This is a genomic window from Oceaniferula marina (genome assembly GCF_013391475.1).
Taxonomy (GTDB): Bacteria; Verrucomicrobiota; Verrucomicrobiia; order Verrucomicrobiales; family Akkermansiaceae; genus Oceaniferula; species Oceaniferula marina.
In genome coordinates this window covers 376,873-391,141 of record NZ_JACBAZ010000003.1, presented here as the reverse complement: position 1 = coordinate 391,141, position 14,269 = coordinate 376,873, and the positions used below count along the sequence as shown (strand labels likewise).

The 14,269-nt window shown below is 51.5% G+C and carries 6 protein-coding genes; 4 read left to right on the top strand and 2 right to left on the bottom strand.

The genetic code is table 11. The annotated features are described in order from the left end of the window. Positions 1 to 74 precede the first annotated feature (74 nt). From HW115_RS09655 to HW115_RS09645, 3 genes are read left to right on the top strand one after another with little or no spacing between them, the layout of a single operon-like run. Complete coding sequence (locus HW115_RS09655) at positions 75 to 5,585, top strand: MBG domain-containing protein (RefSeq protein WP_178932413.1); 5,511 nt, start codon at positions 75 to 77, stop codon at positions 5,583 to 5,585. A 41-nt stretch (positions 5,586 to 5,626) separates the two neighbouring features. Continuing rightward, positions 5,627 to 7,306, top strand: a complete 1,680-nt coding sequence (locus tag HW115_RS09650; RefSeq protein WP_178932412.1) for a ShlB/FhaC/HecB family hemolysin secretion/activation protein — start codon at positions 5,627 to 5,629, stop codon at positions 7,304 to 7,306. A 40-nt stretch (positions 7,307 to 7,346) separates the two neighbouring features. After that, a complete protein-coding gene (locus HW115_RS09645) occupies positions 7,347 to 8,120 on the top strand; it encodes a hypothetical protein (RefSeq protein ID WP_178932411.1) in 774 nt (257 codons plus the stop codon). 135 nt (positions 8,121 to 8,255) lie between these two features. Here the strand turns inward: HW115_RS09645 and HW115_RS09640 are convergent, their stop codons facing one another. Continuing rightward, on the bottom strand, positions 8,256 to 10,550 hold the full coding sequence (locus HW115_RS09640; RefSeq protein WP_178932410.1) for an NPCBM/NEW2 domain-containing protein: 2,295 nt from the start codon (positions 10,548 to 10,550) through the stop codon (positions 8,256 to 8,258). Between the two features lie 135 nt (positions 10,551 to 10,685). Further along, on the bottom strand, positions 10,686 to 13,028 hold the full coding sequence (locus HW115_RS09635) for a glycoside hydrolase family 2 protein (protein ID WP_178932409.1): 2,343 nt from the start codon (positions 13,026 to 13,028) through the stop codon (positions 10,686 to 10,688). A gap of 500 nt (positions 13,029 to 13,528) precedes the next feature. On the opposite strand from HW115_RS09635, the gene HW115_RS09630 reads away from it, so the two are divergent. Beyond that, the gene (locus tag HW115_RS09630; protein WP_178932408.1) at positions 13,529 to 14,209 is read left to right on the top strand and encodes a LamG domain-containing protein; all 681 of its coding nucleotides are present in this window, start codon (positions 13,529 to 13,531) and stop codon (positions 14,207 to 14,209) included. The last annotated feature ends 60 nt before the right edge of the window (positions 14,210 to 14,269 follow it).

Genomic DNA, 14,269 nt, shown 5'->3' with positions numbered 1-14,269 from the left:
TCTAATTTTTATCTTGCCAGTATCGATTGAACAATTCTAAAATAGACACCTTAATTCCCCAGCCTTTTTAAACAATGAAACATCGATACTCTCCCTATCTGTGCGCTTCTAACTTGTTGGTTGCGCTCACACCTCTCACCGCCAACCCTATCGATCCGAACCCATCCGTGGTGGCAGGTCAGGTTGAGTTTTCCGGGTTAACCGGTCATAATGCCATCATTACCCAGGAATCTCAGAAAGCGATCGTTGACTATGCCCGTTTTAATGTTCCGGAAGGAAACTCCGTGCAGTTCATCCAGCCGAATAGCAACGCGGCATTGCTCAATCGAATCACAGGTGCAGACCCATCGACGATCAATGGAAGCCTCACGGCTAATGGTCAAGTATACTTTGTGAACCCAGCGGGGGTCACTTTCGGCGCCAATTCGGTGATTCGTGCGGATATGTTTATGGCAGTGGCTGGTCAGGTATCCAATGCTGATTTTTTGAATAGTATCCAGCGGTTTAATTTGACTGGGAATATCAATAACCAAGGATCGATTGTGACTGAACGAGGAGTGGGGCTGTTTGGTCAGCAGGTGACAAACACGGGAGAAATCGTCGCCAAAAACGGTTATGCCATCATCGCCAGTGGAGATGAGGTGCATGTCCGCCAGGGTGGGACTAGCCTTGCTGTGGATGTCACCGATTCCGCGAAATCATCCAAACCGGGGACCGGAATTCGCAACATGGGTACGGTGGATGGGGAAGAAGTGATGTTTTCTGCCGGTGATGCCTTTGCCACCGCGATCCAACAATCGGGCACCGTCAAAGCCCGCAAAAGCGTTAAAATCCATTCGGATCAAGGGGCGGTTGAAGTAAGCGGCTCTGTCACAGCACGTGATGATAAAGGAAACGGAGGGGTCATCGAAGTGGGAGGAACGGACCTCGGAGCCGATACCGCACCTTCTTCATCCAGTACGCTGATTGCTGAGTCGGCAGTCTTGGACGCTAGCTCTGATTCCGGTAAAGGTGGACACATCGTTGTTTGGTCGGACGGGCATACGGACTTTTCTGGAACCGCCAATGTTTCCAGCCGCAATGGTGAGGGTGGTTTTCTTGAAACTTCCGGTAAAACCATCAATTTCTCGGATGTGGCAGACCGTATCATCGTCGGCTGGGGTGGTCAGTTTTTGATCGATCCTACCGATGTTCTTATCGATGGTAGTCTCGCTGGGCTTATTGAAACCAGTCTAAATAATGGATCGAATGTGGAGGTTGTGACAAGTGCTCCTGGGACCGATCAAGGTGATATCACGGTGGCAGCCAATATTTTGGTTCCTACCAATAACTTGAATAACAAGGGGGCACTGACACTTATTGCGGATCGCGATATTGTTGTTCAGAGTGGAGTGACAGTGAGTAATATTCAGGAGGATTTCGCTGTCGGTGAGACGGTCTTTAATTTTCAAGCAGGGCGTAATATTGATATCAGCGGCGATGTGCGGCACAGCGGAATAGGAGCCTCGACTGGCCGTGGTTCGATCTTAATGACAGCCGGAGGCAATATTGATCTTAATAATGCTTTCGTTGATTCCAACGGAGGCTCGGTGATCATGACTGCAGATCAGATTAATCTGATCGGCTTTTCTTCTAGCATCACTGCCGGATTGAATGGCGAATCGACAGCGATCATTGATTTGACAGCAACCAGTAAATTTGAATTTAGTGGAGGGAATATTCAAACGTATGGAGGGGCTGATGTCTTTATCGATGCGGGTCAATTGGTCAATGGTACCGGTAGTCAGGCGATTTCCTTCGACGATCAATTAAATAGTTTTTATGCCATCCGCTTACCCAATCCGACCGATGACGGATCTGGCAATAATCACACCTATGGCGGATTACAGAGTGATAACCGTGCCACATACAATGTTACGGACTTTAATGTCATCAAAACAGCAGGGATTTCAGCACTCGGTTACTATTATTCTTATCAACCAACGATGAACATCACGGCGAATGATGGTTCAAAAATCTATGGTGATACCTTTCCAGCAGGATCTGGTGCTGGGGTCGTCACGGTTAATACGAATGACTTTGTGACACCTCCCCTCGGTGATCCGTTTACGCAGGATACAATACTCAATACGCTGGACCTGACAGGGGTGACAACGACCTCGACGGGTGCTCCTGCCGGTGTCGGTGTCGGCTCCGCTCCAATCATTGCGACGGGAGCAAGCAGTGACAATGGCTATGCGATCAATTATAACCCTGGGACATTGACCATTAACAAGCGTGCTGTGACCCTGACTGCCAGTGAGCAAAATAAACAATACGGAGATATCCTGACTCTCGATAACACCGCCTTTGTCGTGGCAGATCTTGGTGTCGAAGGAAATACCACTTTACCGAATGGTGATCAAATCGATACCGTGATCTTAACCTCGGCAACCGGTGTTGATGTATCAACGACCAGTATCGTCAATACTTACACCGATGAAATTGTTATCACCGGTCAGGCGGGTAGCGGAGGATTTGATTCTGCCAACTACGCCTTTACCTACGTCAAAGGAGATCTGAAGGTGAATCGCCGTAATGTCACGGTGACAGCATCCGAACAAACGAAATATTATGGTGATGTTCTTGATCTCGATTCCGCTGCCAGCCAAAGCGCCTTTACCATTCTGGATGGAGGTCTCACCGGTGGGGGAGACGCAACCTTGCCCAACGGTGAAACCATTGACAGCGTGAGCTTGTTGAGCGTGCCGCCAGTGGATCTCGCCGCCAGTACCACGGATCCTGTCGGAACCTATCAGGATGATCTCCAGATCACAGGTGTGACAGGTGGAAATAGTTTTGATGTGAATAATTATAATCTGACCTTTGTGAATGGAGATCTAAAAATTGATCCTCGCCCAATTACTCTAACGCCAGATAATCAGTCGAAACAATACGGTGATGTGTTACCTCTTGGCACCACGGCCTTCAGCATTCTTGATAATGGACTGACCGATGGCGGAAACAGTACTTTGCCTAACGGTGAAACAATCGATAATGTCACACTTTTGAGTGTTGGTGGTCTTGCCGCTTCGACCGATCAGGATGCCAGCCCTACACCTTATGCTGATAACCTCGAAATTGATTCCAATAATTTTGGTGATGGTAATGGAGGTTCCGGTTTCCAAGTTTCTAACTATGATATCACCTTCGCCACAGGAGATTTAACGATCAACCCTCGCCAAATCGAACTGATCGCCGGACGTCAGGAGAAATTCTACGGTGATGGTCTTAATCTTGATAATACCAACTTCTCAGTGGTGGATCAGGGGAACCCCTTGGATAGCGCATTGCCAAACGGAGAAGAGATTACCACGGTTTCCATCAGTTCGGCAACAGGCAAAGATGCTTCAACCAATGCCGATGCCAGCCTTTACTCCAATGAAATTGTTATTGCCAGTCCGGTGACAGGCACGCCTGGAACCGGGGACGGCTTCCTCGAAAGTAACTACGATATTACTTTCACTTCGGGTGACCTTCTCATTAACCCCCGCCCGATTACCGTCACCCCATCACAACAAGAAAAAACGTATGGCGATGTTTACACCCTGAGAAATGACAACACAGCATTCACGGTCTTGGATAAAGACGGAGGCGCCATCCTTCCAAATGGTGAGACGGTCGATACGGTGAATATCATCAGCCGTGGCGGGCATGACGCCTCGACCACCAGTAATGCGCTTGTCTATCCCGATGACTTGCAGATCACCAGTTTTGGAACCGGGGGTAGTGGCTTTAAAGCCAGCAACTACACCTTCGATTTCACCAATCTGGGTGACTTTGTCATCAACCGCCGTGCGGCTACGATCAATGCCACGGCGCAACGCAAGGACTACGGGGATGTGCACGATCTAGGTGACACCGCCTTCACCGTCATCGACCGTGATGGAGGAGCCCTTCCCAATGGAGAGACAATCGATACCGTCACTCTGGTCAGTGCAGGGGGCGTTGATGCTTCCACCGATGCGGACGCCGCCACTTACATCGACAATATCACCGTCACCCCAACCAGCACAGGTAACCCAACGCTTGCCGGATCCAATGGCTTCAATCAGGAAAACTACACCTTTAGCTATGGAGCTGCCGACTTCACGATTGACCCGCGTGCGATTACGTTGACTGCCAGCCAGCAGGAAAAAATCTATGGTGATACCCTCACACTTGATAACACCGCCTTTACCACTCTGGATAAAACCGGAGGCACCATGCTTCCCAATGGTGAGGTGATTACGACCGTGACCATTAGCTCGGCAAGCGGTGTGGATGCTTCCACCACGGCTGATGCTGCGACCTATACCGATGAAATTGTGATTTCCGGTCCCGTCACCGGCACCGCAGGAACCGGAGACGGCTTCCTCGAAAGCAACTATGATATTAATTACGTCACAGGTGATCTAGTGGTGAACAAACGTGGCATCACTCTGACTGCGCTTCCTCAGGGGAAAATTTACGGTGAAAATGTTTCACCTGGCACCAGCGCCTTCACCGTGACAGATATGACCAATGGTTCCACGCTTCCGAATGGTGAGACCATTGATGCCGTGGCGATCACCAGTGCTGTGGCGGGCGATACCAGTGCGGATGTCGGCGTCTATGTTGATGATTTGGCGCCTACCACGATTCTTGCCAGTTCGATGGGCTTTGATGAGGCTAACTACAATATCACCCGTGTGAATGGTGACTACACCATTGCCGCACGTGCCATTACGATCACTGCCACCGAACAGTCAAAAATTTATGGTCAGAGCGAATCGTTGGATTCCTCCTCCTTTGAATTATTTGATCCGCTGAGTAACTCAGCCAATCTTCCCAATGGAGAAAGTGTGACGGCCATCGATTTTGCAATGACAACATTGCCTGGCAGTACCACAGCTGCTGTGGGCACGTATACAGATGCATTAACTCCTGTCGGACAAACCGGCACCAATGGCTTTAAGGCAAGCAACTATGCCATTTCCTATCAGAGTGGTGATTACGTGATTAACCGTCGCGCCATCGAACTCGCCATCAATAGCGATCAACGGTATGCAGGGGCCTCCTATAAGATTGACCCAACAGCCTTTGTCACCACTGACCTTGTGGGTGGAGGAAATATATTACCGAATGGTGAAACCGTGGATTCCCTCGATATCTTCAGTGTGACTGGCGTTGCCGAAGACCTGGCAGCTGCTCATGGTTTTTATCCGGCCGAGCTCGATGCCGATGCCGCATCCGCGCTGGGTTCCAATGGTTTTGATCTGAACAATTACACCGTCACTGTTATTCCCGGTGATTTCACCATTGATCCATACCCTAGTTTACCTGCCCTGAGCCAGGAGGGGTTGATGGAAATTTGGATTCAGGAAAACATCGGATATGACCCGAATAGCCCGTTTTCTAATTCCTATGCTATTTCCCAGAGTGTGGGCTTGCGCCTGATTGCTCTTCCCTCATGGAGCAAGTTAAGCAAGAGCAAACAACAAGCCGTATTGAAGTCGTTGGATGGGGTTCCGCTCCACCTGCAAACTCTCGGGTTGGCTGAGAAACTCATCAATAGCGTCCAATAACGGCATCATCCCTCTCCTCCAACCTTTACCAATTTCAACGCATGATCCCACAATCCAAATCCATCACAAGCGCATTAGGCTGTGTCTTGTTGACCAGCTTAACCGCGAGTGCAGGCCCGATTAAGTTTTCCGGTAATTCTGCCGTCGATAACCAAACCCTCTCTGCTGTCACTGTATCACTTAAAGAGGGAGAAAAAGGTCTGGTGCCAGCCGCCGGTGGCCGATCTTATCAGCTGCACCAAATTGATGCTCAGAAGCTTTCCCCGGAAGCGATATCAACTATCTTGAAGGCCATCAGTGAGGTTTACCAAGAGCGTGGTATTCTGGCTACCCGAGCGGTGGTAACAACGTCGGGCTATAAAGCAATGCTCGCAGGCAAGCCGCTTGAGATTAAAATTGTGGAAGGCAAAATTTCCAGTGTCCGAATTGTTGGGACTGAGGAGAACCAAGAGGTATCCGAGGCCAAACGGACACGTATCAGCACGGCAGCCCCTATTGGTAAAGGAGACACCATTTCCGCTAAAGAGCTTGATGGCACTGTGGGGATGATGAATCGCTTCAGCCGACAGCAGGTGCGTCCGGTTCTGGTTCCCGAAGATGGCGAACTGGTTCTCGAATACCGGGTGAAACAGCTCGATGAGCAAGTGGCCACCCTCGGAATTGATAACTTTGGATCCGAGCGCACCGGTAGCGAGCGGGGAACGATTGATTATAGCCGGTGGAACACATTTACCACGGATGATAGATTGAACTTTAAACTGCTTTCTTCATTTAAAGGCAATAGCGGCTACGTCGGAGCCGACTACATGATGCCATTGGATGAGGTGGCAAGCAGTCGACTTGGATTTAATGCCTACTACAGTAATTACACCGCGGAAGATATCGGTTTGTCGACCCCGTTCGGGTTGGACTATGAAGGTCATAGTTATTCCTTAGGTGTGACTTGGGAAAAAACATTCTGGAACGACCAAGGGGCATATCTCGATGCGATTCTTGGATTGCGTTATTTGAGTGCCACCCAGGATCAAACCAGTATTGGAATTCCCAAAGCAACAACCGGCTACCTGCTGCCCTCTGTCGGGGTTCGCTATTCAAAAACAACGTATAAAAGCTCGTTTGTGACGGGTGCCCGGCTTGAATGCAACCTCCCAAGTCTGGCGGGAACCGACTCCGGGTTGGAGTTGTCGCGCCAAGGTCGCTTGTTTGCTGATGACTCGTTTGTCATTGGTGCCCTCTATGCCAACTACCGTCTCTACCTTGATGAGTGGTTAACCGAGGAAGACGGCAGAAAACATGAGTTACAGGCAGCCTCTTCATTGACGACAAGTTTTGGCTCACGCCTCCCTCCCTCCTTTTTGAATGTGGCAGGGGGTTACCATACTGTTCGTGGATATCCGCTCGGTGCTGCTTCCGGTGATAGCTCCTTCTTGGTCAAAGCGGATTACAAATACCACTTCGATGAAGTTTCGATGGGTAGCGTGCCTGTGAAGTTTTCTACTTCCGTCTTTTCCGATTTTGCCACGGTTAAAAACGAGGATGCTTTATCCTTTGAACAAGATGACACATTGTGGTCGATTGGTCTGGGGCTTGATGCTGTAGTCAATGAAGATTTACGCATGGCACTCGGTTATGGTGTGGCATTGCGCGACATCACCCACTCCGACGACTCTGTCGAATCGGGAGATGGTGAATTCTATTTCCAAGTCAGTTATTCCTTTTAGGTCATTGGACCTCCCGCAACCCCCAAGTTTATTTCGTGTTATGAAAACGTCGTTTTGCAATGTCTTCCTCATGGTTTTTGCCGCCATGGTTTCATCGATTGGTGCCCAAACGCTTCAGCCGTCATGGTCGTATTCCTATGATGAAACAGAAGCCGGAAAACAAATTTTCAGCACGACAATGAACTCAGGAAGTGATGGCAGCATCGCTATCGTGGTCAACCGTAGCGATGGAGGCGGTGGACCTTCCCAAAACCAGATTTTTTGGCTGCGTGCCAACGACGACGGAACATCTCCTACGACTCCTTTGTGGACATCGGGCTGGTTGGCGAGTAATGATTACCCCAGTGTGGTAGCCGTGCGTAAAAATCATTTGGTTTACGCAACAGGTAGCGTTCTCAAATCTGTGACGGTGGATGGCGCAGGAGTTGCCACGGAATCGTTGGTGAAGACCTTTTCGGGAGTGGAAGAGGGCGGAACTTTAGAGTTTTCCCTAGAATTGGCACGTGCCCCAGGCTTTGTTTATGCAACGTCGATTCATTCAGACAGTAAAGGCTTTAAGCTCAACGCCTTCAAATTTACCCCTGCCATTCCTCAAGTGTCCGAGGTGGCAACGATCACCAGTGTCTCAGGCAATTCACTTTCGATTTCTTTCCGCAGCCAGTTAGGTGTGAATTATCAGCTTCAGAGCTCGACCACTTTGGAATCTAATAGTTGGCAAGATGTAGGCAGCCCGGTTGCTGGCAATGGCGCTACCCAGACATTCAATCAAACGATTGCAGTTCCCAAATTGTTTTTCAGGATTGTCGCCTTGTAATCGCCTTGCGTAAGATTTCATGCGATCTTGAATTCCAAAAAGGTTCCATGCACACTTTTAAGTGTCTGCATGGATGACGGGATGTCTATGCCATTCGAGGCCGGAATGGAACAGTTTCTCTTGGCAGCGCCTACTTTATCTCCACTGGATTTCCTTTTCCGGGGTCAGTTGAAGTTTGAGGGATGATGCCTTGTCCCATGGGCGAGGGGCATTCTTGACCTTGTTGTTGGAGATTTGGATATCGGCGCAGCGGCGGAAGATGAACGGAGCACGGTTCCAAGCGGGGTATTGGCTGTTGTAGCGGATGCTGTTGTTGTTGAATTGGATTCCTTTGGTGGAAATGGCGAACAACAAGGGGACATCAAAGGTTTCGAAACGGTTATTTTCGATCCTGACCTTGCGGTGATAGAATTCGGTCTGGGTTTTGAGGTCGGGGACTTCCGGAAAGATCGAGATGATGGCTTCAGTGAATTGGAAGCGTGAGGTGAGGTTGTTTTTGAAGATGTTGTTGCGGATCAGAACATCGTGGCAGGCACCGCTTTCATACCAACCGTTGGCGTCGCCAGCTAACAGAATTGCTGATCCGGCTATGGTTTCGAAGGTGTTGTTTTCGATGACCACCGGGTGGGGGGTGGTGAACAGGCTCCCCCGCGCACGGTTGTTGCGGACGATGTTGTTTTTAAAATGCACACTGGGAAACCAGTCGGCATTTTCGACGGCGTCCCCTTTGCCAAGGTCATCGGGGATCGGGGTGTCCAGGGTGAGTAGGAGGTTCTTATTATCGATCCAGGCCACTGACTTGACTTTGCAGGGGTTGCGTGGCGTCAGCCATTTGGCCTGGATAAACCTGAGGGTCTCTCCCGGGAGGAAGGTTTCGAATCCATAGGCCTGGCCGTGCACGTATCGGCAGCGGATGGTGTGCTTGTTGATCTTTTTCTCGATGCGCAGACAGGTGGCGTGCACGTTGATGGCATCATCCATCATCCCTTCGTAGAGGCAGTTTTCCGTGATGATTTTCCCTTTGCAGTTAGAAAAATGAGTGGCATCAGCACCTGCGGAGAAGTTTCTTCCGGTGCCGGGGCGGGGGAAGACGCCGCCGCCTTTGAGGTGGATGTTTTCACTGCGTTGGGCGACGAGCGCCATGCCGTGGGAACTGTGGATGGAGAAATTCACTAGCTGGGTATCGACGGCGCGGTAGAGCACGCACCCCGGGTGGGGGCGGTCCCAGCCGTGGCGCATGGTGATGGTGTCGCCTGCTTTGATACCGTCTTTCTGGATGTTTTTTTCCACCCGGTAGTGTCCGGGTGAGACAAGGGTGAGTTTGCCGCGGTAGCCGTAGTCGCTGGTGCCGGCGACGATTTCTTTGGTTTTGCCGTCGAAGACAATGCCGTGGGTGCCATCGGGTTTTTCCCAACCCTCCCCGGTGAAAGTGATCCAACCGTTTTCCACCTTGTGGGGGTATTGTTGTTGATCGATGCTCATTTCGTAGAACTCGGGGGTCACTTTGGTGATGGTACTTTGAGAATCGGGGGGGTGGACGTAGTCGAGTGCCAGGTTTTTGATGGTGAGCTCCCGGGTGTCTTGGATGAGCATCGGCTGGACCTGGCCGTGGAAAAGGAACAGGGAACCGTTGGCGTCGATGGTGGTCTTGGTTAGGTCGACCAGCGGTAGCGAAACCGGTTGCCAGATCGGTTGGTCGTGGTTGGAGGCATGGAAGTGGCGCTTCAGGGCACCCGTGTGGTGGAAATGGTAGGTTCCCTTGGCCAGTGTCAGGGTGGACCCGGGTGCGGCACGCAGGGCGTCGAGCGCTTTGCGGAAGGCGGCTGATTGGTCGGTGGTGACATCCGGCGTGATGCCGAAGTCTTTTCCGTTCAGGGTTTGGGGCTTGGTTTTTGCCGTGGCCTTCACGTCGGATGCCTGCGCCTCCTTACCCCAGCGTAGGTCGATCCAATTGGCGTGGTCGTAGGCATTGTTGCCGAGGTCGTCGACCTGGAGGTAAAGTTTTCGGGCACCCGGGGGAACCTGGATGTCGAAGGGGACCGCTGGACTGCCGGTTTTCATGATGGGTGAGGTCCAGAGGATGGCGCTGCCGGAGAGAATCCGAAATTGGGCCTCTCCTTTGGCTTCTCGTACTGAGGTGTCATCCATACCCACCAGTCCTTGGAACCGCTTTGCCGTGGGCTCGACACTTACCGGGACTTCGGAGACGGCGTGCACACCGATGCCTTGCGGGTAGGTTTTACCTGCCACGCTGAGGGCCTTGCCGCTGGTGGACAGATTGCGTTTGGCTGCGCCGTAGGTCTGCGTGGATTGCAGGAGGTCGGTTTCGCTGATGGCAAAGCCTGTTGACATGGTCAAGATGAACAAAAGGGACTGAAGAGGCTGAACCAGAGAGGCAAGCGGCGGCATGGACAGAATGCGTGGAGTCATATCGATTGCTATGTTGAGTTCATATATACAGAGCCTGCTGGCAGTAGCAAGCGCTGTGACGGTTCTAGAATCCGCAGTTGCGGAATTCTAGGCGTTTGAAGTTCCAAGTGCTCAGCTTAAGTCAATGGTGATTCATCAATCAGCCAGCTTGGTTTGAATGCGGAGTTCGCTGGGTTTCAGGCCGGGGCTGCTGACTTTTACCGTGATTTCTTTGGCATGCTGGTGGCTGCGCAGCAGGATGCCGTTGATGCCGGCCTCTGCGTGGATCTCATTTGGGCCGATGATCTGCCCACCCTCGCTGCTGAAGCTGAGGAGGGGAGTCGCGCCGGGGATGACCGTTCCCTGGGCATCGACGACGGAGGCGTAGACAAAAAGGAAGTCGTTGTCGTTGGGTCGCAAGGGGTGGCCACTGTTGTCGGCGTGGAGTCTGAGTGCTGCCGCTTTACCCGGGGTGCTGACGGTGTGTTCGGCGACGGGTTTGCCTTTGATTGATCCGATAAATTTCAGCTTGCCGGGGGTGAAGGATTTGAAATCGAAGGTGAATGGAGGATGGGAAAGGTGGGTGGAAAAGCGATTTTGATCCGGAGTCTGAGTCGCCATTTTTTTACCGTTGAGGTAGGCCGTAACGGTTTCGCAGTTTGAGAACACGCGCACCTGCGGGCTGGATGACTCATTCCAGTAGGTAGCGGGGAAGACCATGGGGCCGGAGGAATAGTGATCGGAGGACTCACTGGGCGGACGTTGGCTGCGGTAGAAAAAATAGGCAAATTTGGGTAGCCGCATGAGGTCCATGACGCCCGAGCTGCAGTGGTCGTTGGCGTAGCCGCGGTTGTAGTCGAACATCAGCCAGTTGGCATCGCCGATGATGGATTTTCCGCGCAGGTTCTGGTTGTGGGACTCTTGGTAGTTGAGGGCCATCTGCAGCAGGCGTTTTTCGCCGTGTTTGCGGAGTTGGCGGCTGGTGCTTTCCTCTTTTTTCAGTTCTTTGGCTCCGTCCTGGTTGAAGTTGGCTGCCGCTTGGGCGTAGTATTCCCAGTCGCCGTATTCAGCGGTGAAGGCGGGTTTGTTGCCGTGTTGCCAGTCGTCCCAGAATTTGGGTCCTTTCCCGTGTTGGCGTGCAGGTAGGAAAACATCGTGCGGACCATCCTTCCAGGCTCCGCTGAAGCTCTGGTCGCCGGGGTACTCCTGATCGACAATTTCGTGTTGTTGTTTCAGGAACCAGGCGGGCATACCGCTTTCGTTCAGGCTGGTTTCCCAGAGCACAACACAGGGGTGGTTGCGGTCGCGGCGGATCATTTCGCGGGCTTCTTGCAGCGAGCGTTGGGCAAATTCACCGTCCTTGAAAAACTGCCAGCCGGTGATGCAGTTGATCACCATCAGGCCGAGTTCGTCGCAGGCCCGCATGAAGGCCGGGGATTGCGGATAGTGGGAGAGGCGGACGATGTCGAATCCGGCTTCTTTGATTTTTACGGCATCGCGATACTGGGCTTCGTCCGAGGCGGCGTAGCCGAGGTAGGGAAATTCCTGGTGTCGATTGGTGCCGCGCTGATAGAGTTTGCGGCCATTGATCAAAAAGCCGTCGGCGGAATAGCTGATGTGGCGGATGCCAATGCGTTGGGAAGATTCGGAAATGATTTTTTTACCGGGGCCGATGAGTCGGGTTTTTAGCGTGTAGAGGTGAGGCGAAGCAGGGCTCCAGAGCTGTGGATTTTTGAGTTCGATCGTTTGGGTGATGTGTCGGTTGTCGCCGGCATTGAGGGTGGTCGGAGTGAGTTTGGTTCCGGTGATGCGTTGGTCGTTTTGCCAGAGGGAGTGATCGAGATAGAAATTTTGTGGGTTGTTGTGATCATTGGCGACGTGGGTTTTGATTTGCACGCTGGCGGCTTGTTTGGAGACCTTCGGATAGGTAACAAAGATGCCGCCACCACCTTGTTGATTGGCAGCGATGGCATGGCTGATGTGGAGTTTGTCCGTAACATTCAGTTTGACGTTGCGGTAGAGACCGCTGAACCAGCTGAAGTCGAGCCGGCGGTATTCCTTGCCGGGTGGGTAGTTGCTGTTTTCTCGGTTATCGAGAGCGACCTCGAGTCGGTTGCGGCCTTCCACAAGGTGATCAGTGAGGTCGATTTGGAAACCCATGTAGCCGCCGTAATGGGTGGTGAGAAGTTTGCCATTCAGCGAAACCTTGGCAATGCCCATCGCTCCTTCGAACTCGAGGAAGACTTTTTTGTTTTTCCAGGATGGCTCGTAGGGGATGTCTTTTTGATAAGTACATTCGCCCATCCACATGTTATTGGAAATGTAGGGCTCAAGTTTGGCGGTGTGGGGCAGGGTGACCGATTGCCAAGCCTTGGAGGCATCAATACGGAATTGCCAGTTTTTGTTGAACGATTGCGTGTCCGTGTCTTGTTGGGCATGCAGGGGAAGCTGCATGGTGATGAGAACGAGGATGGTTCTGAGAGTGATGGAATGTTTCACGTTCGGATAGTGGTTGTCTGCATTTCTTTTAGTCTGAAGAGTTACACAGGAATAGGCAAATCCCCGTTTTTCTTACGCGGTCTATGGGTAACAACGCGTAATACCACTCCGCAAAACAGACGAGACGATTGATCGTTGTTGAGGTATGTGGAAAAGCACTGCGTGATCCATGAGAGTTCCGGATGAATGACTCCTTTGGCTTTGTTTCTCCTTAGTCATGGTGCCCGCACCATTCCTTCGTCGCGCCTTACCAAAGAACTCATTCATCTCGGCTATCGTCCCGTCTGTTTTACTACTTGGTGTAAGAGGATATGTTTGATTCTCCCTGCGGCCGGTTTTTGCATCGGAGATCTTTTGAAATTTGATATGTGCAAGCGGCTCTCAATGGTATATCTTCAGTTGTTATGTTGGTGATTGCTCGTGTCTACTTTGTTTGTCGTTACCTGCTTTTTATGTTGTTCGCGGGGTCTGTTCAGGCGGCGATGGTCTTGCACTACACCATGGATGACGCACAGAAGGTATTACGGAATGGTGGAAGCGCGGAGGTTCCTTGGGCGAGTTATCGTGGGGCCGAGCCCGTGACCACTGGCAAATTTGCGGGGGCGGCTATGTTTCCTCCCGCGTCTGCGGGGTATTGGACCCATCGCTTGGGTAATGCCGGCTTGGATGTATCTGGCTTTTCCTTGTCCTTGCATGTTCGGACGGATGTGAACGACCAGAGTTTCGATAAAGACTTTATTTCGTTGGGAAGCGGCAATGGGAAATTGTTTTTATTGATGAAAAATCATGAAGCCTCGGTGAGCTTGGTTAATTTTGGGGGGCTTGGAGGCGTTGAGAGCGATGATGTCGTTGGGTCCAAAACGATTAACGATGGTCAGTGGCATCATCTGGGGGTGGTGAGTGACGGAGAGTTTATCAGCCTTTTTATCGATGGTGCGTTTCAAGGCAAAGCTGCTTATACCGGAGAGGGTAAGATCAGCTGTATGCAACTGGCATCGCGCTTCGGTAATGCCAGGCACGCCATGCACTGTAGTCTGGATGATGTGGCCTTGTATGATGGTCCCCTTTGGCCTAGTCAGATCCAATGGTTGTCTGAGCACGTGGCGGTGGATGAGCCTCCAGCCGAAATGCGTGTGGGAGCAGTGCTTTCCTTTGGGGGATTGTCGATTGTGCTTCCGTGAGATCATCCATTTGAGGGGAGTGAGCAGCTGAGGTGATTTTTATCATCGGTAGGTTTATTT

Excerpts from the sequence above, each read along its gene's own strand:
- HW115_RS09650 (WP_178932412.1), top strand. The coding sequence starts at position 5,627 with ATGATCCCACAATCCAAATCCATCACAAGCGCATTAGGCTGTGTCTTG.
- HW115_RS09645 (WP_178932411.1), top strand. The coding sequence starts at position 7,347 with ATGAAAACGTCGTTTTGCAATGTCTTCCTCATGGTTTTTGCCGCCATG.
- HW115_RS09630 (WP_178932408.1), top strand. The coding sequence starts at position 13,529 with ATGGATGACGCACAGAAGGTATTACGGAATGGTGGAAGCGCGGAGGTT.
- HW115_RS09640 (WP_178932410.1), bottom strand. The coding sequence starts at position 10,550 with ATGACTCCACGCATTCTGTCCATGCCGCCGCTTGCCTCTCTGGTTCAG.
- HW115_RS09655 (WP_178932413.1), top strand. The coding sequence starts at position 75 with ATGAAACATCGATACTCTCCCTATCTGTGCGCTTCTAACTTGTTGGTT.